Below are 17,515 nucleotides of genomic sequence, written 5' to 3' on the forward strand. Positions count from 1 at the left end.
CTCACCATGACACCTCAAGCTCTTGCTCGTCCTCGCCGCTCTCGCCTTTCAATCGCGCCAGCAGGGCATCCACCAACGCCTTGAGCGGCGACACGACCGGGGTGACCTGCGTTCGCCGACGCAGTTCGGCATCGTGCGCTTTGGCATCTCGCTTTGCGGCGTCTCGCGCCAGCTTCTTGCCAATGGCTCGATTGATCAGATTCAGGTCATGCTGCCTAGAGGCCGACATGCCCTTTTTCAAGGTGGTGGGAGGATCGGCCGGCCTGAGCGGACCTGCGCCACATTTCAGTTGGTGCTTTTGCCATTCGGACAGTTCTTCGGGCTTGTCGCTCAATTTGTGCCTCTCAAGCTTCTCAACATGTCTTCAACCAGCGAGCGGGTGCCCTCGTAAGGCCGATCGGATGTGGCATCGTCCACACTCGTATCTGATGGCGTCGGGGTAACGGGAGCCGGGGCGGTAAGCTGGGACTTGTGGACCCAGTTCATCACCCCGTTCCTGACCACAGGCACCCAGTCGTCGGAATCGTCGTGTTCGCCGAGCATCAATTCCGTGAGCGCCCAGACCTTAGCGTCAACGCGATCGGGCGATCCCTCGCCAGCGAAGCCGGTGGTGGACATCAAGCACGCCTGATCCTCTAGTTCGTTCATTTCGCCGACGTGCGAAATCCGGCCCTGCTCGTAGAGGGCGGCCACCGGCTCAGCGCGCACGATCTTGCCGCGCGAAGCGGTCACGGCTTTGTAAGGGACCTTGGCGTCGGCAACGCGGATTGTAGATTCGACCATGTCGCCGCCAAAGTTCTTCTCGGCGACGATCAGATCGGCCTCGAACCGGTGGTAGGCATCGACGGCGCGCTTACCCCAGCCGGCAGGCGACAGAGAGCAGGTCAGATCGGCGAGAATGTAGCCGCGTCCATCAATGCCAAGGCCGGCGGCCACAATGCCGATATCGTCACCGCCACCGGACGGGTCGACAGATACGACTATGCGCTGCATCTCCGGTGCACGCTTGACCCGGTGACCGTCAAACATCTCGTGCGTCCAAAGCGCGTTGCTGACATCGGTCAGGATTTCGCCGTCGATCTCCTGCCGACCCATGCGGGTGCCGACACGCGGGGCGATAACATTCTTGATGTACTCAGCGGCAAGGTTCTCTTGATTGTCCCAGGTGCTGCCCTTGGTGATGACGGTCGAAGGGCTGGCGATCAATTCTTTGAGCAGCTTGATCGGCTTCGGCGTCGTGGTGACGATGCCGTGCGGATCGTGCTCACGCATCCCGTACATGAGGTTATCCCAGCCGAGCGCGGCGTACCGCGATTTCGCAAGTTCGTCCCACCAAAAGAACGATCCGGATGCGCCGCGAAGCGATTCCGGGTCTTCGGCCGAGTACAGCACAGCCTTGGCGCCGTTCGGCCAGGTCAGGGTTGATTTGGAAGGCTCGTAAAGCGGGCGGTGTGCAGGCGGTCCGATGTTGAGGAACCCGCTCGGCCCTTCAATGCTGTATTCGCGCATATCCTTCGGCGAATCCGCAATGAGCGTGAGGAAGCGCGGTGCGCCGTCGGGTGCGATTGATGGCGACGGGCCGCGCAGCATTTCAGCGATGTTCTCGACGGCGGTGCGGGTCTTGCCCCAGCCGCGACCGGAGATGATCAGCCAGATGAACCATTCGCCGCGCGGCATTTGCTGGTCAGGGCGACCCCAGAAGCTCCAATCGTGTTCCAGGAAAGCCAGTTCGTCGTCGGACAGAGACGCGAAGAATTCAGCCTGCGCTTGGGGTCCCATCGCGACCAGCTGGGACGCTTTGGACTGTCGCATCATTGGCAGGCTCGATTTGTCGAATCCGCGCAAATTTGGTCTCGATGGCTTTTCGGGTGTCATCTCGGTTCACATTCATGTTGAGATTTGTGGATTGGACTTCGGTCTTGTCCTTGTATTCATCCGGATCGATGTTCTTCAGCATCCACTGCGCCGATACCGTTGGCTTGCCGGCCGCTGACAAGGCGACGATTTGATCTTCCCAGTAAGCACCCCGTGCGGCGTAGGCCCGTTCGAGCGCTTCGGCGAACTCGGGATGCTCTTTCGCCCATTTCGTGATTATTTTTTTGGTCGCGCCGATCGAGCGGGCGAATGACAATATACCGACGCCAGTCGCCAAGCGACCGACAACCTGATCGCAATAGATCTGGTTGTATTCGCCATGAACGATAACAACTTTGATGACCGGGACTGAGTAATTGAGGGCAAATGGCATGATGTACACTCGTATTCGAAGGTGTCATTGTACATCGATGCGTCAAATCGTTGCAAAATGCAAGCGTATCTCAAAATTTCTGTTGACGTTGTTTGCAAATCACCCCAATGTCGACCCTGCGATCCGCACCCCGGGACGCCGGTCATTGCCTCAAGGCTTAGCCGGCGTCCCACCCGCTCGGATCGCCGGGAAGGTGTAAGATGCAAAAACAATCACACAAATGCTCCTGCTCGAAGATCGTGCTCCGTCGGATCCCCTTTCACGAGGCGTTGAGCGCGTAGCATGTCGGCCCCCGCGTTGGGGTGAACTCTTGCAGTAAACCTCGATGCGGGGTGTCCGGCTCCTGAAGCCAAAGGACGACCGCGATGAAAAGATACGTATGCAAGCCCGGCTGCGGATGTCCGGATTGTTCCGGCTCCCTGATCAAGATGAATGCGCTGCTCATGCAGCGCGACCTCGACCGAGCCCGCGCCGACACTTACGATCCCACCGAAAAATTCGACAGCAAGGCGGCGGCGAAGCATTCTCGCGATGCGATGGCGCCGATCCGGTTCGGTCGCTGATCATGTGGCGTCTCAGCGGATGGGCATCGACCCCGGCTGTTGACGCCGACGGCTGTGCCATACAGCTTCGCAGCATCGTCATCCCAAAAAGCATGCCGCCGCTGTATGTCTCGCATGACGAAACGCGTACCGCAGGCCGCATCCTGTCGCTCGAATGGCGACCGCAAGGATTGCACGCTGACGTGCTCGTTGACGATTGCCACAGGGATGTGAAGGCGTTCAGCGTCCGCTGCGCGGTTGAATCTTTTGCCACGATCGGTCGCGGAAAAGACGCATATTCGTCGGTGACAGGCGCGATCCTTCGGGAATTGAGCATCACCGATAATCCCTGCAACAGCGAAGCGGTCGTGCTGACACGCGAACCTTACGCCGAACCGATCGACCTGCGGCCGCTGATGAAAGCGAACGCCGCGCATATCGATCTGCTGACAGCCAAGGCCGACCTAATCCGCCGAGCCATCGAGGGTCTAATCTGATGAAACTTCATCTCGCAACCAATTCAACGCGCAACCCTGTCAGGCCAGCAGACTCAACAATTCAAGCGGCCGGCCCGGAATACAAAGGCGCACCGTGGGTCGAGCAAAATCCTGTGGTGATCGCCGATCCGCAAGCGAAACCGAAAGCAAACGAGGAATCCAAATAATGTATCCCGTCAACACCCGAACCGGCAGCGACACCGTGCCGGCATCATTCCCGAGCGGCAGTGACCACACCCATGTTGGCGCATCGAAGCTCGGTCAGGGCCAGGACCGCATCCGTGCCGTGATGAACGCGACCAATTTCAGCGTGCCGCAATGCGTCGAAGCGACCGGGATATCTCCGGTGATCGTGGAACGCTTCATGGCAGGCGGTTCGGTCGATGAGGAACAGTTGGACAAGATCACCGGCTTTATTCTCGGCGAGTACTCTCTCCGCGGGATCGACAACAAATGGGTTCGGCGCGGGTTCGCACCGCCGAAAACGGAAAAGCTTAGCACGGTGTACCCTCCTCTGCCGGTGTCGGGACGCACCTATGAGAACCCACTCGGCGCCGCAGCCCCTGTACCTGAGCCGCAGGACGATGCGCCGCTTTTGCGTTCGCCACCGATCGGCGCGAAAAACGTCGTCGCCGCGGACGACATGCCAACATTGCCGGACGAGAAGCCGAGCGGCGGCGGCATCTTCGGGATGAGGAACCACAAGTCATGACCTGGCGGGGCACCTCAATGCTTCACGTCGCCATCGCTGACGCCGGCTACCCTGCCGACGTGCTCGCAAAGACGATCAAGTGCGAAGATGTCGCCGCCGTCGCCGCATTCTTGGAAACGGGCAAGGCCCTGCCGAAGGAAGCAAACACCGCGTTGCACGTGTGGCTCGGACACAAGATGGGCAGCGACGGTCAGGGCCGCACGTGGGTTGACCCTTGGCGGCCGACCGTCAGCATGAGCGGCATGGTGGATCACCCGGTTGTTGGTGCAAGATGATGAACACCCTCGCACTCAAGGCCTGTCAGGGTCCAGCGACGCCATCGAGTGCGAGGGTAGGCCGATGATCATGCTCGGCGATCGATCTGCAACCTTGGACGAGTACGACGCCATGATCCGGCAGTCGATCGATGACCTGACCAATCTTATCAAGGCGAGAATCAGGGCGGCTTACCCCGGCGTGATCGATGACGAAGACGGAGAAGCGGCCTTCGATCTCGCGCTTCGAAGCATCGCGCTCGGGCTAATGCCAGTTGTGTCGAGGCGAGCGCAATGACCCGAGCCCGCGACCCGTCTCGTAAGTCGCGCACTGCGATACCAGCGTTCCTCGCGGTGATGGCCCTTGCTGCGGCGGTTATGGCGTTGTGGGTTGTTTCGATCTTGGTAGTTATGCGGGTGCCGCAATGAACCGCACATCTCGACATCTGATGGATGATCTTGAGCGTCTTGAGGAGCAGGAACTCCTCAAGAGCTTTGAGACGAAGCGTCTCGCTCCCGTGTCGCGTAAGCATCCCGCGCCAGTAGTTCAGGTCAGCGATTCCAGCGGCCGCTATTTTCGAAACTTCACCAAATTGAAAGGCGTATGACCCCATGGCGGCTGCGCCGAGCTCATGATTCCCTACGTCATCTCGCAAGCATGAGTCGGCAGGGACGTTCGGTGTCGGGGGTCATCATTGCACGTCGAAACGTGTCGAACGTATCACGGGTTCCCTGTGGTCTGGTACGCGGGCAAAAACGCAGACACCCGCGACCGTACGCACGGATCAGAGAATAAATTCCTCTGATTGCCTTTTCAACGCTTCGGTAAGCGATAATTGCCACTATTCAGACTGGGCAAAATGACACCTTGCGCGTTTAGGTTCAAAGTTTACGGTGTGTTTTCGGGAGCGAATGATGCGCAGCGAATCAGAAAATGTCGTCGCCGCGTTCACAATTGATCAGACGGCGCGTCTTACCGGTGTATCCAGACGGCAACTTGGCGCTTGGGACCGCAAAGGATTTTTCACGCCCAGCCTTTCAGGCGGCGGGGCCTACGCGCGTCTATACTCTTTTCACGACCTGCTTTCGCTAAAAGTCCTTAATCAGCTTCGCAACCACACCCGCGTGTCGATGGATCACCTCTATGAGGTCAAGCGCGATCTGGCGCACCTCGGCGAGACCATGTGGGTTGAAAGCACGCTTTATTTGAGGGGCAAGAATGTCGTGATCGAACGCGACGACGACACCCGATTTGAAGCAGGTTCCGGGCAAGAAGTTTTTCAGATCCCGCTCCGGGTCGTCGTCGGTGGAATGAGAGAACGGATTCGCGAACTCAACAAGCGTGATGATGATGAGTTCGGGCACATCGAACGCAAGCGCGGTGTGGTTCACAATCAGGCAGTGATTGCTGGGACAAGAATCCCAGTCTCTGCGATTAAGGAGTTTGCCGAGGCAGGTTATTCCGTCCCGCAAATTCTACTGGAATATCCGTCCCTCGATGAAAAAGATGTTGAGGCAGCGATAGCCTTTGAGGACAAGCGTCACGCAGCATGAAGTTTTTACTGGATGAGGGGGTTCCAGTTTCTGTGGGTCGCGTTCTAGAAGACGGGGGTCATGAGGTAATTTTCTTCGATAAGAGCGGACTGACAAAGGGCACTCCCGATGCCGTCGTTTGTTCAGCAGCACAGTCGGGCAACGCCATTCTTGTTGCGGCCGACGCGGATATGAAGACCCTCGCCAAAGGCCACGGTATCACTCCTGCACAATTTAAGACCATGGGTCTCCTCCGTTTCGAATGTCCGAAACCAAGGGCGACAGAACGCATTAAAGTGGCGCTGTCTTTGATAGAGCATGAACACACAAAGATTGACGGGTCCAACTGTGTCAGGGTGTTCGTGGTTATTGGCGAGGGCGCGATCCGGAGTTACCGATAGTCAGAAAGTGTCCTCTCTGCTTCTTCAAGCGCCCTTGCTGAGCTAAAGAACATCGTTGATTCCGACATGCGCAAGCGCAAAGACGCCGACCTTAACATCGCAGGCCCGCAAACGGACAGCGTCGCGGCTGAGTTGAAGCGGATCGGCGAGGCTGCCGCGCAAGCGATCCGCGATCGCAAAGACGCGGACATGGCGCCCGATACAGCCGGTCCTGGCACAATCGAGCGCATGCTGCAGGGTATGGACACGACCGCCGGCGATTATCAAGGCTGCTATCGGCGATGGCGGTACTGCGGCGAGCACAGCCGGTCAAGAGGGCGGTGCGGCGGCCGCTACATCGGCGCAAGGCGGTTTCATGTCCGGTGGCGTCTCGGCGGCCGAGATGATCCGCTCAGCCCTAGCAGCCGGTGGCCGATGCCATCGCCGGCAAAATCGCAGGTGCAGCCGCCAACCTCCGCGTCCAGGTCAGCCAAAGCGCCGGCTGGGGCGAACCTTTGGATCGAGCATGCCGAACGAATAGGGGCGGTGTGAGCGTGTTTCGCGTCGGGTGATGTCACGTCGCGCAAATCGCTTCGCCCCGCCCACACCTCGCCTGTGTGGGGGCGGTGACGCACAGCAAAACGCCCCCGCATCGAGCAGGGGCGTCAAGGTGTGCAGGTTGGGGCGATCAAAAGTCGATCACGTCGCTTTCGGTTGCAACGCGGCCCCCGTTCTCACGGCCCGCGATGTCATGCGCGAAGTTTTGTTTGGCGGCATGGCGATTGCCCCGCGAATGGTAGTAGCCACGCGTTTCGATCAGCGCGTTGGAACGTTTGATTTTGAACACATTCACGAGCAGGTCGGCGCGCGCCCCGATGGTCAGTGCACGAGCGCGGATCATTGGATGCGAATTGAATGCCCAGCAGATGTCACCGTCGGTGGTGGCTTTCGAACGGACGTCGGTACGAATGGTATTGAGATTGAAGGTCATTTGCGTGCTCCGTTTCGATGATTTTTTATACGCAATCCGCGGTTGCAATGACACCACAAGCGGCGTCGGTGTAAAGCGATGCCGGCGTGACGCTCACCACGGTCTTGACCGCTTGCTCGCCGGCACCTTTTCGAGCGTCGCGGAGAGGGTCGCGTCGTCATATCCCGCCAGCACGGCACGGACAGCGTCTGGGAAGGCTGCGCAGATGATGTCAAGCGCCAGTTCGCGCCATTGCTGGACCCTGTCGCCGGAAGATACGAGTGGGACGTTATGCGCTATCCCTTTCGACTGAGCGGCCAGCATTCGCAGCGTGGCGATGGTGCGACCCTTGCCTTTGAGCTTGCGCCAAATGTAGTCGAGGTTGTCCGGGTCGTACTTCGCGCTTCGCTTGCTGAACTCGTGCGCGAGGGCGAGACCGTCAGCGCCTCCGCTGGTGGCGTCGTGGAGAGCCATGACGACGCCGACCCAATCGTCGTAAGGCAGGTCATGGTTCGGTATCGCTTCGATCAGCGCGGCCAGTTCGTCGGTGTCGGCGGACGGCGCTGGATTCGCGGCTCGCGCTGCAGCAGCGGCATCCTGTTCGCATTGCTTTTGCCACAGGCGCGAATGCAGCCATTCGGGAACGAGATCGAGATCATGCAGCGCGACACCGGAATACATGCCGAGTGCAATGGTGCATCCCGGCGCCACGACGTAGCCGCCTGACCCCTTGAAATCGATACCAACGGTCGTTCCTGCGCTACGCAAGATTTGTCCTGGCCGTTGCCGATAGTAAAGGTGTCGTCCATCCTGCGGCGTGCGCACGGCTTCAGGTGGCCAAGGGTTCGTGCCTCGCAGGTCGGCGAACGCGGTAACCCCGTCCGGCTGACCTGGATGCCGATCGCAGTCGACAACGAACAAGCCGGAGCGGCCGAGATCGATCGCCACCGGCCAGCCTTCGTAGATGCCTCCTGGTCCCCACCAAGCATCCACCATGAAGGGCAGGTTGGTCGCGCTGTCTCGCCAGCCGAAATTGCTCGGCGGTTTCTTGTTGGCATCGACCGGGAAGATGAAGATGCCCTTCGCCGCGAGTGTGCGGGCGATGTCATGGTGTCGGGCTGCGAGATCGGTCATGCGTCACACTCGAATCTGATGGTTGTAAGGGTACCCTGACAGGGCGTTAGTTCGAGTGTGTTTGCGCCAAGCGCTGTATTTCTCGCGGACATCCGTGCTGTAATATGCCAATTTCTGAATGACCCAAAGGGCGTCATGGCGGCTGATTCCAGCATCAATGGCATCTGCGAGATTGATGCATTCGCCGTTTCGCCACAGGCGATGAAGCACGCGGTCGACGCGTAGGAATTGATTACACGGGCGGCCCTGAAGCACGGCGGATCTTGTCATGCAGCACTCGGCCGCAAAGGGCGCGTTTCGCAACTCGACCAACGTCGGATCGGTGACGCGCGGAGCCTCGTCCCAAAGGACGCCGATGTCGCTCCAACGGTTTGGCGTCGCGGTGCGCGGCATCGCCCTGACCTGCTGTGCGATGCGCTTGTCCTGTTCGGCACGGGCAAGGATCGCAGCCAGTTCGGGCGGCGATGCGTCAGGCAATGTGATGTCGCCGAGCCATCCGAAATAATGGATGTGCCCGTTGCCGTAGCGCGCCGGGTGATTGAATTGCGAGATCGGCAGGCCGGTGAACGGCATTGCCGGCATGCCCTTGAGCATTCGGGTGCAGACGACCGAGCGCGGGAACATTTTCGATCCAGATGGGGCGGTTGCGCGGATTGCGCGAATAAGCGGGGTCCTGGCTATTAAGCGGTTCGGGTTGTTGCGCAGGTGAAGGATCAAGGCTTTGGCGAAAGCGTGCTTTTGCTGAAACGTGGTCACTGCACCATTTCCTTAGTGAATGTAAACACGCCATCAAATTCAGTTCGCATCCACACAAGTTCTTTTTCTGGAAGCGGAGGATACTCCAGATATTCGTGACGGGTCAGTTCAGAACGTTGCTGTCGGTAAATGAGAAACTTTTCCGGTAGGAGTTCAACAACCACCCCAAAATCAGGGCAGTTAGAAAACGAATAGAATGAGAGCCTGCGTTCTTTAGTCAGCATGCCCGGGAAGTGTTTGCGATTGAGACCAAGCAAATGCCCTAACGTTACACCTGCAAAATAGTCAGGAGAATTTTCGCTTAATACTTTTGCCGTCCACTGAAGGTGTCGCGGCGTAATAGCGAGCATCTCCTGCCATGTTCGCATTTTTGGTTTGCTGCCGGCTGCATCGCGCTTTCGTTTGGCCTCACCCATAGTGTTTCCTTTCGGTTTTTCAACAACGGCGCAAGAGAAATGCGCGATTTACTGCGTACATTAAAACAAATGCAATTGACAAGGGAAAGGGGGGTTCCCTATCATTGTTTAAATAAATCACAGTAACGTGAAAGGTTACGTTTAATGCTACACTGTATTGATCCTGAAAAGACTAAACTTATCGCTCAAGCGAGAGCGGAAGAAGTCGTGGAACGCATCCGCGATGCCGTCATTGACGTTGACGGTGACTGCCTCAAGGAGTTGGCGGCGGAGGTCGGGGTCACGTACCACATGCTTTACGCCTTCAAGCGCGGCCAAACGGTTGCCCCGCACTTCAGCACGCTCAGCAGGTTGTTGGCGTACTTCGCACCTGGCTACGAGATCGCTGTGGCGCCGATCGATACCGCCCCTATTGTCTGCGCTGTGCGCGTGCCAAAGCCGCCGGCGATCTGGGTCGAGGCTCCGGGCTACCCCGGCAAGGAATGGGAGATCATTGACGGCAAGGCGACCGGCGCTTCGCGACCTATTGCGCCAGCCACCGTATCAGCCACATAAGGGCGGCTCTGTGTCCTGCAATCCATGCACCAAGCCGATCGCGAAAACCGGAACCGCTTCACCATTACCGGCAAAGAAAAGCCCCGCTCGACTGGTCAGGTCACAAAAGCGGGGCTCACTTCAAGGTACGATCATGACCCTATACAATAAATTCGTCGCCGTCAAGGTGTCGTCATGACTATTGATGAACAGATCCAACAGTATATCTCACTGGAACGCGATGTAACCAACTACGATGCTTTGCGCTCGTGGTTAATGAAGGACGGGTATACTTCGGTCGAGATTAATGCTTGTTTTGCTGCCCGTAGGGCGGCCGCAGCAGCAGCCGAGCATAAACGGCGCAGAGATACCGAACGCGATGAATTGAAGAGCCCCGGTGATGCCGTCGCGACCTTGGTCGAAGCTCTGCACAAAGAATCCAGGACGACCGAGCTAACCGACATTTGCAGGTTGCTCGCTGAGAATGAGGCCGGCGAGGACGCCATAGCATTTGTTAGACAGGAAATCGGTCTCAAGAAGATTCCTGGTTGCGGCGTCATGGTGTTTGACAGCCTTATGGCTGCAGCGGTCAAGGATCATTGGAACAAGCGTCGCGTCGCAGGCGATTGGCGTGCAACCCTTCACCGAAGCATGTTCGGTGAGGTCCTCGCCATTCAAACCAATATAGACAAGATGTTGAAGAACTTGCCCGAGCTCAAGGGCATGTTCCGGTTCGATGAATTCATGCAGGAAATCCATTGCATGTTCACGAAGAACACCGCGATTGAGGATGGGTCCCAGCCGTCTCGGGCATGGACGGTGATCAACGATCACCTCGTTACCAAAATCACCATGCACCTGCAAGACAACGGCATGCCGCGCATCACATCTGAGGAAATGGTGCTCAAATGCATTGCAGCGGTCGCACACGATAACCCGAAGAACATTATCCGCGATTATTTCGACAAGCTCACATGGGACAAGAAACCGCGTCTGGGCTCATGGCTCATTGATTATTGTGGTGCCGAGGATACGACGTTCAATCGCGAGATCGGCAAACGTTGGCTTGTCGGCAACGTCTTTCGCATCTACCACCCCGGATGCCAACACGACAGCGTGCTCTGCATCGACGGCGAACAAGGCGTCTTCAAAACCGCCATGCTGCGGGCGCTCGGGTTCGACCATTATTATGGCACTTTCACCGGTTCGTTCACGGACAAAGACAACCTGCTCAAAATGCGCGGCAAGATGCTGATGGATTTCGCCGAGGGCGTCGCGGTATCGAAGGCCGACATCGGGACGCAGAAGGATTTCATCACCGCGACCGAAGACGATTACCGTCCACCATACGGGCGCCTGCCGAGCAAAATAAAACGCTCGCACGGGTGGGCGTCAACGAACAACGAGCTTGAGTACATCAACGATCCTACCGGCGCTCGTCGTTTCTGGCCCTTCGTCGCCGAGATGATCGCGCTGGATGCCTTGGTAAAGGATCGCGCACAGCTTTACGCCGAGGCAGTGCATATCTTCAAGACGAACCCATCGTTCGTTTATTGGATTGGCCGTGACGAGCCCGACCTTTGGGAGATAATGAATGAGGTAACGGGCGAACGTCAGCAACAGCATCCTTGGTTGCCCCTTGTCGAGCTTTGGACTCAGGACATGGCCTATATTCGCAATGTGACACACGTCTTGCAGCACGCGGTGAATGCGCAGATCGGTTCGATGGACAAGAAAGATGCATCGACCATGATCGGCATTTTGCGGTCGCTCGGGTTCGAGAAAAAGGCCGTTTGGCCCGAGGGTCCGAGAACGGGCGAAGGCGCTGTGCTTTCACAGGTTGGTTGGTGGCGCGGCCCTAAAAGCGGCGTCAGCTACGAAAAAGCAAAAGAAATTGCGAAGCGGCTGCAAAACAATCGGACTATCAATCATGCATAATTTTGGCGTTTTAAAACGAGATTGTATCTGTGACCACGTCTGTGACCCCGTCTGTGACCGCTGTGTGACGTGATCACAGGGTCACACGCACCTTTCGTAAGGCCCCGATATATAATCACCTTCTCCCTCCCCTAATGCCCTTTACAAAATTACGGGGTCACAGCGATCACAGCAATCACAACAAGGGCTTGCGGGGTTTTTCAGGGTGTCACAAGGGGGTCACAATGGGGTCACAGGGAAAATCTTGATGCTTCGGCATCAAAGCGTCTCGAAATCGCTCGAAAAGGCACAGCCGATCAGCGATCAACAGGGCGCGCTTTCCCCTGAAAGGGACCGAATGCGAGTGTGGCCCGATCGATCCGCCAGCCTCGCGGAGCCGAACGGGATGCCGCTGCAACACACTCGAATTCGATGGCGTAAGGGTAAAGGGACGGCCACCTACCAGTCTCCCATTACACGCCCCCAACGCGAATGTGACCCGTTTCGAAAGGAGACCACCAATGACTGACTACAGCCCGGATCCCTCAGTACTTGCTGCGCAGCTGCGCGAAGATCAACGCGATCGTGCCAACCACCTATTCCGCAAGAAGATGCAGATGGTGGTATATGCCGCCCACCACCATCTGGAAGAGCATAACAAGCTTGCCGAGACAACAATGCGGGAGCTGCCCAAAGGTGACTCGGTCATCTTAGCGGCGTTCATTAATGCGGCCGCCACAATCGTCGCGCACCTAGATGTGCCAGCTGATTGGTGACACACTCGAACCAACGACCGCGCTCACAGGCCCGCCGCTTCCCTCGCCAGCCGGTGCATCTCGGCCACCCATTCGGGAGAGCCTTCAATCAAGCCGTCCTGGCGCGGGACTTTGTGCCGGATCGTCAGCACGTCCTCACGCAGATAGCGCGGCCTGCCCTCGCTCGACCAAGCGACGCGCTGCAGGGCGAATTGTTTGCGCAGTTGCCAGAACCGAGTGCGGCCGACGCCGAGTAGAGCCGCAGCCTGTTTTGCGTTGAGCGTGGCGGCATCGGACGCCGTGTTTGTGGGACGCTTTGTGGGGGCAGTCATTACGATGCTTCCTTAACGAGTTGAATCTGCGGCGCAATTGCCGCCTGGTTGCTGTTTTGCTGTGAAACGTGAGGCCGCGCGCCTGTCACGAAGTCGTGCCAATAGGTCAGCGCGGCGAGGCGCTTAGCGAGGCCAGAGGCGCGGCGATAGCTTGACGCTGTGCGATCGCCGACACGATGCGAGATCGTTTCCTCGGCCGTCTCGTAGCTCACGTCCGTCTCGTCGCCCAGGTACTCGCGCAGCGACGAGCGGAAGCCGTGGACGGTCACGCCGTCGGGCGTCATGTGCAGGAAAGACGCCGCCGAGACGTGCTTGGCTTTCCCAGTACCTTGAAACACGTAGCCCGTCAGTGGGCGCGCGGCAGGGTCGAGGGGCGACACGACATCACCCGGGCGACGCGACCCCCTTTGCTGACGAAGTGTGTTCGATTGTGCATGGAGAATTTCGATGGCGCGAGGGGTCAAGGGAACGTCATGCGGGCGCTTGGCTTTCATTCGTGATGCCGGAATGTGCCAGACACATGCATCCATGTCGAACTCGTCCCATGTGGCTTGCGTCGCTTCGGACTTGCGGACGCCGGTCAGGATGATGAATTCCAGGCATCGAGCCGCAACCGTGTCCTTGGTGCGTAATCCGGCGACGAAGGCCGGAACGTCCTGATAAGGCAGTGACGCATTGTGCTTGGTCTTGTGATCGAGCGGCGTCACCTTGTCCATGATGCGGGCGACGGCAGGGTTGCCGCCTCGCAATTCCTTGGCGACCGCGACATCGAGCACCCGGCGAATGACGCTGAGCACGAAACGCTTTTGCGGTACGCGGTCATCGAACGGCTTCAGCACGGAGCGGATGTCCTCAACCGACACGTCCTTGACCGCACTCGATGCAATAGAGCGGCACGCTTCGATGGCGCGATCCCATTTGACGATCTCGCGCTCGACATGACGCCAACGCGGCTTGAGCACGACCAACGTCTCGGCGGCCAACTCGCTGAACGTGACGCCGGCCGCCTTCGCCGATCGGGTCGCCTCGATCGGATCATTCCCGTCAGCCAGCGTGTCCCGATGCGCCGAAGCCTTCGTTCTGGCTTGCGCCAATGTGACCGAACCAAGCCCGGCTTCTCGACGTTTTCCCGTCACGGGAGACGTGTAGAGGAACGACCAGGTCGCCCCATTCCAATACAGCCCGCCGCCGTCGGCGATCCTGCCCGGCCCCTTGAATGCGCGAACTTCGCGATCCGTGAGACGATTTATTCCTCTGCTCATTCGTGAATCCTTTCGCCGCCCTACAATTGACCCCACAAAATGCGACTGCACGTTGCCGAGCACGTGTGAACACACGTGAACGCAACATAGGCGGGCATCGCTAAAGATGCAATAGATTCAAGCGTCTAGATTGAACACATGTGAACACACGAAAACGCTCGGCAATCATGAATGCGAAGCGGGGACATTTTTTACGTAAACGTCAAATTTTGTCACGCAGATTTTGCAATTGGAATTGTTCACGCTAAAATCGGCAAAAAGCCGGACAAGTCGACCGGCGACCGATCAAGAATACCGGAGGGGACCGCCCGTGCTCGCCAGACCTGACGCCTATCGCTGCACCGAATGCGGCCTGCCCTATCGAGCGGCAGGTTTTTGGCACCATCGGGGCAAGATCGAGGACGGCGCCGCCTATTGGTCGGATCGCGGCATCCTGTGTTCGCCGCAATGCTCGCTGGCCCATCACCGCAAGCGCCAGGCTGAGGGGACGCTGCCGCAAGCGCCGGCGCCCGACCCGTTCCACCCGCTCGCCCTCCGTTGATGACCAGCAAAGCCATCCCCGGCACGATTGCGGCGGTCGCCGCGGGCCGCCGAAAGTATTTCCTTAACCATGGCGGTTCAGGATCAGGCTTTGGCCAGCAAGGATCTGCTGTTTGAAGCCGCCGGCGCACCCTCTTCGCCGCCCAGGACTCCTCGCCGTCGCGACCGCGATGGCAATGGCGTTGGCGCCGGCACAAGCCTCGGACTTCTCCGCGCCCTGGAAGAATGCCGACCGGGCGCTGGTGATCGACGCCTACGAATACAATCCCATCGATTGGACCGAGCTTGCCACCGACAAGCGCATCGTCGGCTTCATCAACAAGGCGTCCGACGGGATGCCACCAGCGTATTTCTGTTTCGGCGACGAGACCGCGACGCGGCTCTGCAAGGCGTTGTGGAAGCGCCATGCGGTGGCACAGGAACTGTTCCAGACGCGCAAGGTGGTGGCCAAGGCGCTCGGCCTGAAATGGGGCGCTTACCATCTCGCCCGCCCCGGCAACCCCGTCGGACAGGCCAATAATTTCATCAATTTCGCGAAACCTGGTCCGGACGACCTGCTCGCCCTCGACATCGAGGATGACGACCCGACGAAATGGATGTCGCTCGAGGATGCAGAGGAGTTCGTGCGCCATGTGCATCGGCGGATTGGCCGTTTTCCGGTGCTCTACACCAACGGCAAGACCGCCAAGCACATCGCCGACAACAAGTACAAATATCGGCTGCTGTCACGGCTGCCGCTCTGGTATGCGCGCTACAAGCCCGACATCGGCGTGCATTTTCCGATGGGCAACTGGCAAGGCTACGCACTCTGGCAGTTTTCGGCAAAAGCCAATTGCGGGCGGTTCCGCTGCCCCTATCGGGTGGCAGGCACGCCCAACGACATCGATGTCAATGTCGCACCGATGGATGCCGCGACGTTGCGCGCGCAATGGCCGTTCGGCGGCCTGATCGACGCGCAGCCGGATTACCTCGCCTCGATACCGCTGCCTCTCTCGCGGGCGGCCGGCCTTGCCGGCAATGTCACCCTTACCTATGCGACCGTGGCGCCGCCGCCGAGCTTCACCGAAATGGTCGCCATGTTCAGCGCGGGCTGGGCCAAGTTCCGCGGCAGCTTGCAAATGCCTGCCGTAGAGATAGCGCTGCGTCTTCCGCGCCGGATCGCCGATTATCTGGGGTGGCTGCCAAAAGAAAAGCCCTCCGCATCGGCCGTTGATGCCGTGCCCACCGATGCGGTCAGCACAGCGTCGACCGAGTTGGATCGTAGCGCCCTGTCCCGCTAATCTTGCCGCTAAATCCTGTACGTCAGCGCGCCTGCTCGCGGGCCACGGCCTGCCAGCCGATGTCGCGGCGGCAAAAACCTTGCGGCCAATCGATCCGGTCGAGCACGGCGTAGGCTCGTTGCTGCGCCTCGCCGACTGTGCCGCCGGTCGCCGTGACACCGAGCACACGGCCGCCATTGGCGACCAGCGCGCCGCTGTCGATGGCGGTGCCGGCATGAAAGATCTCGACGCCTTCGCCCACGGCCTGTTCGACGCCGCGGATGACCGAGCCCTTTTCCGGCGTGCCGGGGTAACCCCTTGCCGCCATCACCACGGTGAGCGCGGCCTCGTTGCGCCAGCGCACTGAGGTATGTGCAAGCTGGCCGTCGGCGGCAGCGTTGAGCAGGACCAGGAGATCGTCCTTCAGCCGCATCATCAGCACCTGGCATTCCGGATCGCCGAAACGGGTGTTGTATTCGATCAGCTTCGGCCCATCGCCTGATATCATCAGCCCGGCAAACAGCACGCCGGAAAACGGCGCACCAAGCTCGGCCATGCCGCGCATGGTCGGCTCGATGATCTCGCGCATGGTGCGGTCGATCATCTCCGGGGTCATCACCGGGGCCGGCGAATAGGCTCCCATGCCGCCGGTGTTCGGACCGACGTCGCCGTCACCGAGGCGCTTGTGGTCCTGCGCGGTGCCGAACGGCAGCGCGGTAACGCCGTCGCACAGGCAAAAGAAGCTCGCCTCCTCGCCGGTGAGAAACTCCTCGACCACCACCTCCGCGCCGGCCTGTCCGAAGGACCCGTCGAAACAGGCATCGAGCGCTGCCAGCGCCTCGGCCAAATTCATGGCGACGGTAACGCCCTTGCCGGCGGCGAGGCCGTCGGCCTTGATGACGATCGGCGCGCCCGTCTTTTCGACATAGGCCCTGGCCGACGCCAGATCGCCGAAGCGGCCATATGCGGCGGTCGGGATGTCGTATTTCGCACAGAGATCCTTGGTGAAACCCTTAGAACCTTCCAGCCGCGCCGCCGCCCTGGACGGGCCGAAGACGCGAATGTTTTCAGCGCGAAGGTCGTCGGCAATGCCGGCGACCAGCGGCCCTTCCGGCCCGACCACGACGAGGTCGATCTTTTTCTCCGTGCAGAACCGGGCCACCGCCGCATGATCGGCAATGTCGAGCGTCACCAGTTCGGCTTCGCGGCCGATGCCGGGGTTGCCGGGCGCCGCGTAGAGCTTGGTCAGCAGCGGCGAGGCCGCGATCTTCCAGGCCAAAGCATGTTCGCGGCCGCCGGAGCCGATCAACAATACGCGCATGCCCAGGTCCCTTGCCATTCCACGATCAGGACTGCGCTATTGCGCCCCGTACGATGGGTCAAGACATTTGGAAGACTTTGAGCGCAATTCCACACGGGAACGGGGAATGGTTCGGCCCGCTTGACGCTTGACGGCGTTCGCCGCTGCTGCCAC

The 17,515-nt window shown here is 59.2% G+C and carries 24 protein-coding genes; 14 read left to right on the forward strand and 10 right to left on the reverse strand.

The features are described 5' to 3' along the window. Nucleotide 1 precedes the first annotated feature (1 nt). The 3 genes from AC0L2R_RS10480 to AC0L2R_RS10490 are packed head-to-tail and all read right to left on the reverse strand — an operon-like array spanning nucleotide 2 to nucleotide 2,248. Nucleotides 2-334, reverse strand: coding sequence for a hypothetical protein (locus AC0L2R_RS10480; RefSeq protein ID WP_473508728.1), 333 nt, complete (start codon nucleotides 332-334; stop codon nucleotides 2-4). Then, the gene (locus AC0L2R_RS10485) at nucleotides 331-1,815 is read right to left on the reverse strand and encodes a DNA-packaging protein (RefSeq protein ID WP_473508729.1); all 1,485 of its coding nucleotides are present in this window, start codon (nucleotides 1,813-1,815) and stop codon (nucleotides 331-333) included. Before AC0L2R_RS10485 ends, AC0L2R_RS10480 begins: the two co-directional genes overlap by 4 nt. Further along, entirely contained in the window at nucleotides 1,757-2,248 is a 492-nt protein-coding gene (locus AC0L2R_RS10490; RefSeq protein ID WP_473508730.1) for a hypothetical protein, read from the reverse strand. The genes AC0L2R_RS10485 and AC0L2R_RS10490 overlap by 59 nt, the downstream gene beginning before the upstream one ends. A 365-nt stretch (nucleotides 2,249-2,613) precedes the next feature. On the opposite strand from AC0L2R_RS10490, the gene AC0L2R_RS10495 reads away from it, so the two are divergent. The 9 genes from AC0L2R_RS10495 to AC0L2R_RS10535 all read left to right on the forward strand — a co-directional run bounded on the left by AC0L2R_RS10495 (nucleotide 2,614) and on the right by AC0L2R_RS10535 (nucleotide 6,187). Continuing rightward, nucleotides 2,614-2,811: a hypothetical protein gene (locus tag AC0L2R_RS10495; protein WP_473508731.1), complete on the forward strand. Its 198-nt coding sequence runs from the start codon at nucleotides 2,614-2,616 to the stop codon at nucleotides 2,809-2,811. Between the two features lie 2 nt (nucleotides 2,812-2,813). Next, nucleotides 2,814-3,287: a hypothetical protein gene (locus AC0L2R_RS10500; RefSeq protein WP_473508732.1), complete on the forward strand. Its 474-nt coding sequence runs from the start codon at nucleotides 2,814-2,816 to the stop codon at nucleotides 3,285-3,287. Further along, complete coding sequence (locus AC0L2R_RS10505; RefSeq protein ID WP_473508733.1) at nucleotides 3,287-3,454, forward strand: hypothetical protein; 168 nt, start codon at nucleotides 3,287-3,289, stop codon at nucleotides 3,452-3,454. Before AC0L2R_RS10500 ends, AC0L2R_RS10505 begins: the two co-directional genes overlap by 1 nt. Beyond that, entirely contained in the window at nucleotides 3,454-3,999 is a 546-nt protein-coding gene (locus tag AC0L2R_RS10510; protein ID WP_473508734.1) for a hypothetical protein, read from the forward strand. The genes AC0L2R_RS10505 and AC0L2R_RS10510 overlap by 1 nt, the downstream gene beginning before the upstream one ends. After that, nucleotides 3,996-4,274 carry a hypothetical protein gene (locus AC0L2R_RS10515; RefSeq protein WP_473508735.1) on the forward strand — a complete coding sequence of 93 codons (279 nt, stop codon included), beginning with the start codon at nucleotides 3,996-3,998 and terminating at the stop codon, nucleotides 4,272-4,274. The genes AC0L2R_RS10510 and AC0L2R_RS10515 overlap by 4 nt, the downstream gene beginning before the upstream one ends. A gap of 64 nt (nucleotides 4,275-4,338) precedes the next feature. Beyond that, entirely contained in the window at nucleotides 4,339-4,551 is a 213-nt protein-coding gene (locus AC0L2R_RS10520; RefSeq protein WP_473508736.1) for a hypothetical protein, read from the forward strand. A gap of 151 nt (nucleotides 4,552-4,702) precedes the next feature. Then, nucleotides 4,703-4,861, forward strand: coding sequence for a hypothetical protein (locus tag AC0L2R_RS10525; protein WP_473508737.1), 159 nt, complete (start codon nucleotides 4,703-4,705; stop codon nucleotides 4,859-4,861). Nucleotides 4,862-5,168: 307 nt separating this feature from the next. Beyond that, nucleotides 5,169-5,807: a DUF433 domain-containing protein gene (locus tag AC0L2R_RS10530; RefSeq protein WP_473508738.1), complete on the forward strand. Its 639-nt coding sequence runs from the start codon at nucleotides 5,169-5,171 to the stop codon at nucleotides 5,805-5,807. Further along, entirely contained in the window at nucleotides 5,804-6,187 is a 384-nt protein-coding gene (locus AC0L2R_RS10535; protein WP_473508739.1) for a DUF5615 family PIN-like protein, read from the forward strand. Before AC0L2R_RS10530 ends, AC0L2R_RS10535 begins: the two co-directional genes overlap by 4 nt. Before the next feature lie 667 nt (nucleotides 6,188-6,854). Here AC0L2R_RS10535 and AC0L2R_RS10540 read toward each other — a convergent pair. The 4 genes from AC0L2R_RS10540 to AC0L2R_RS10555 form a co-directional block, all read right to left on the reverse strand. Beyond that, nucleotides 6,855-7,157, reverse strand: coding sequence for a hypothetical protein (locus tag AC0L2R_RS10540; protein ID WP_473508740.1), 303 nt, complete (start codon nucleotides 7,155-7,157; stop codon nucleotides 6,855-6,857). Nucleotides 7,158-7,250: 93 nt separating this feature from the next. Continuing rightward, nucleotides 7,251-8,270, reverse strand: a complete 1,020-nt coding sequence (locus AC0L2R_RS10545) for a bifunctional DNA primase/polymerase (protein ID WP_473508741.1) — start codon at nucleotides 8,268-8,270, stop codon at nucleotides 7,251-7,253. Between the two features lie 3 nt (nucleotides 8,271-8,273). Then, nucleotides 8,274-9,026, reverse strand: coding sequence for a hypothetical protein (locus AC0L2R_RS10550; protein WP_473508742.1), 753 nt, complete (start codon nucleotides 9,024-9,026; stop codon nucleotides 8,274-8,276). Further along, nucleotides 9,023-9,442 (reverse strand): hypothetical protein, encoded by a 420-nt coding sequence (locus tag AC0L2R_RS10555; RefSeq protein WP_473508743.1) that lies wholly within the window; start codon nucleotides 9,440-9,442, stop codon nucleotides 9,023-9,025. Before AC0L2R_RS10555 ends, AC0L2R_RS10550 begins: the two co-directional genes overlap by 4 nt. 207 nt (nucleotides 9,443-9,649) lie before the next feature. Between AC0L2R_RS10555 and AC0L2R_RS10560 the strand changes: the two genes are divergently transcribed. The 3 genes from AC0L2R_RS10560 to AC0L2R_RS10570 all read left to right on the forward strand — a co-directional run bounded on the left by AC0L2R_RS10560 (nucleotide 9,650) and on the right by AC0L2R_RS10570 (nucleotide 12,669). Then, complete coding sequence (locus tag AC0L2R_RS10560; RefSeq protein WP_473508744.1) at nucleotides 9,650-9,997, forward strand: hypothetical protein; 348 nt, start codon at nucleotides 9,650-9,652, stop codon at nucleotides 9,995-9,997. 174 nt (nucleotides 9,998-10,171) lie between these two features. After that, entirely contained in the window at nucleotides 10,172-11,914 is a 1,743-nt protein-coding gene (locus AC0L2R_RS10565) for a VapE domain-containing protein (RefSeq protein ID WP_473508745.1), read from the forward strand. A gap of 500 nt (nucleotides 11,915-12,414) precedes the next feature. After that, nucleotides 12,415-12,669, forward strand: a complete 255-nt coding sequence (locus AC0L2R_RS10570) for a hypothetical protein (RefSeq protein WP_473508746.1) — start codon at nucleotides 12,415-12,417, stop codon at nucleotides 12,667-12,669. A gap of 23 nt (nucleotides 12,670-12,692) precedes the next feature. Here the strand turns inward: AC0L2R_RS10570 and AC0L2R_RS10575 are convergent, their stop codons facing one another. Together AC0L2R_RS10575 and AC0L2R_RS10580 are read right to left on the reverse strand one after the other, a co-directional pair. Then, complete coding sequence (locus AC0L2R_RS10575) at nucleotides 12,693-12,980, reverse strand: hypothetical protein (RefSeq protein ID WP_473508747.1); 288 nt, start codon at nucleotides 12,978-12,980, stop codon at nucleotides 12,693-12,695. Then, complete coding sequence (locus AC0L2R_RS10580) at nucleotides 12,980-14,305, reverse strand: tyrosine-type recombinase/integrase (protein WP_473508748.1); 1,326 nt, start codon at nucleotides 14,303-14,305, stop codon at nucleotides 12,980-12,982. Before AC0L2R_RS10580 ends, AC0L2R_RS10575 begins: the two co-directional genes overlap by 1 nt. 247 nt (nucleotides 14,306-14,552) lie before the next feature. Here AC0L2R_RS10580 and AC0L2R_RS10585 point away from each other — a divergent pair, with 247 nt between their 5' ends. Further along, nucleotides 14,553-14,783: a hypothetical protein gene (locus AC0L2R_RS10585; RefSeq protein ID WP_473508749.1), complete on the forward strand. Its 231-nt coding sequence runs from the start codon at nucleotides 14,553-14,555 to the stop codon at nucleotides 14,781-14,783. A 175-nt stretch (nucleotides 14,784-14,958) separates the two neighbouring features. Continuing rightward, a complete protein-coding gene (locus tag AC0L2R_RS10590) occupies nucleotides 14,959-16,062 on the forward strand; it encodes a glycoside hydrolase family 25 protein (protein ID WP_473508952.1) in 1,104 nt (367 codons plus the stop codon). A gap of 22 nt (nucleotides 16,063-16,084) precedes the next feature. On the opposite strand, the gene purD is transcribed toward AC0L2R_RS10590, so the two are convergent. Then, the gene (gene purD, locus AC0L2R_RS10595; protein WP_473508750.1) at nucleotides 16,085-17,362 is read right to left on the reverse strand and encodes a phosphoribosylamine--glycine ligase; all 1,278 of its coding nucleotides are present in this window, start codon (nucleotides 17,360-17,362) and stop codon (nucleotides 16,085-16,087) included. Nucleotides 17,363-17,515: the final 153 nt, after the last annotated feature.

It is taken from the genome of Mesorhizobium sp. WSM4820 (genome assembly GCF_055811075.1).

What these genes read in the sequence shown, in the direction of transcription:
- AC0L2R_RS10485 (WP_473508729.1), bottom strand. Translation starts at nt 1,815, where the DNA reads ATGATGCGACAGTCCAAAGCGTCCCAGCTGGTCGCGATGGGACCCCAA.
- AC0L2R_RS10490 (WP_473508730.1), bottom strand. Translation starts at nt 2,248, where the DNA reads ATGCCATTTGCCCTCAATTACTCAGTCCCGGTCATCAAAGTTGTTATC.
- AC0L2R_RS10495 (WP_473508731.1), top strand. Translation starts at nt 2,614, where the DNA reads ATGAAAAGATACGTATGCAAGCCCGGCTGCGGATGTCCGGATTGTTCC.
- AC0L2R_RS10500 (WP_473508732.1), top strand. Translation starts at nt 2,814, where the DNA reads ATGTGGCGTCTCAGCGGATGGGCATCGACCCCGGCTGTTGACGCCGAC.
- AC0L2R_RS10505 (WP_473508733.1), top strand. Translation starts at nt 3,287, where the DNA reads ATGAAACTTCATCTCGCAACCAATTCAACGCGCAACCCTGTCAGGCCA.
- AC0L2R_RS10510 (WP_473508734.1), top strand. Translation starts at nt 3,454, where the DNA reads ATGTATCCCGTCAACACCCGAACCGGCAGCGACACCGTGCCGGCATCA.
- AC0L2R_RS10515 (WP_473508735.1), top strand. Translation starts at nt 3,996, where the DNA reads ATGACCTGGCGGGGCACCTCAATGCTTCACGTCGCCATCGCTGACGCC.
- AC0L2R_RS10520 (WP_473508736.1), top strand. Translation starts at nt 4,339, where the DNA reads ATGATCATGCTCGGCGATCGATCTGCAACCTTGGACGAGTACGACGCC.
- AC0L2R_RS10525 (WP_473508737.1), top strand. Translation starts at nt 4,703, where the DNA reads ATGGATGATCTTGAGCGTCTTGAGGAGCAGGAACTCCTCAAGAGCTTT.
- AC0L2R_RS10530 (WP_473508738.1), top strand. Translation starts at nt 5,169, where the DNA reads ATGCGCAGCGAATCAGAAAATGTCGTCGCCGCGTTCACAATTGATCAG.
- AC0L2R_RS10535 (WP_473508739.1), top strand. Translation starts at nt 5,804, where the DNA reads ATGAAGTTTTTACTGGATGAGGGGGTTCCAGTTTCTGTGGGTCGCGTT.
- AC0L2R_RS10540 (WP_473508740.1), bottom strand. Translation starts at nt 7,157, where the DNA reads ATGACCTTCAATCTCAATACCATTCGTACCGACGTCCGTTCGAAAGCC.
- AC0L2R_RS10545 (WP_473508741.1), bottom strand. Translation starts at nt 8,270, where the DNA reads ATGACCGATCTCGCAGCCCGACACCATGACATCGCCCGCACACTCGCG.
- AC0L2R_RS10555 (WP_473508743.1), bottom strand. Translation starts at nt 9,442, where the DNA reads ATGGGTGAGGCCAAACGAAAGCGCGATGCAGCCGGCAGCAAACCAAAA.
- AC0L2R_RS10565 (WP_473508745.1), top strand. Translation starts at nt 10,172, where the DNA reads ATGACTATTGATGAACAGATCCAACAGTATATCTCACTGGAACGCGAT.
- AC0L2R_RS10570 (WP_473508746.1), top strand. Translation starts at nt 12,415, where the DNA reads ATGACTGACTACAGCCCGGATCCCTCAGTACTTGCTGCGCAGCTGCGC.
- AC0L2R_RS10575 (WP_473508747.1), bottom strand. Translation starts at nt 12,980, where the DNA reads ATGACTGCCCCCACAAAGCGTCCCACAAACACGGCGTCCGATGCCGCC.
- AC0L2R_RS10590 (WP_473508952.1), top strand. Translation starts at nt 14,959, where the DNA reads ATGGCGTTGGCGCCGGCACAAGCCTCGGACTTCTCCGCGCCCTGGAAG.
- purD (WP_473508750.1), bottom strand. Translation starts at nt 17,362, where the DNA reads ATGCGCGTATTGTTGATCGGCTCCGGCGGCCGCGAACATGCTTTGGCC.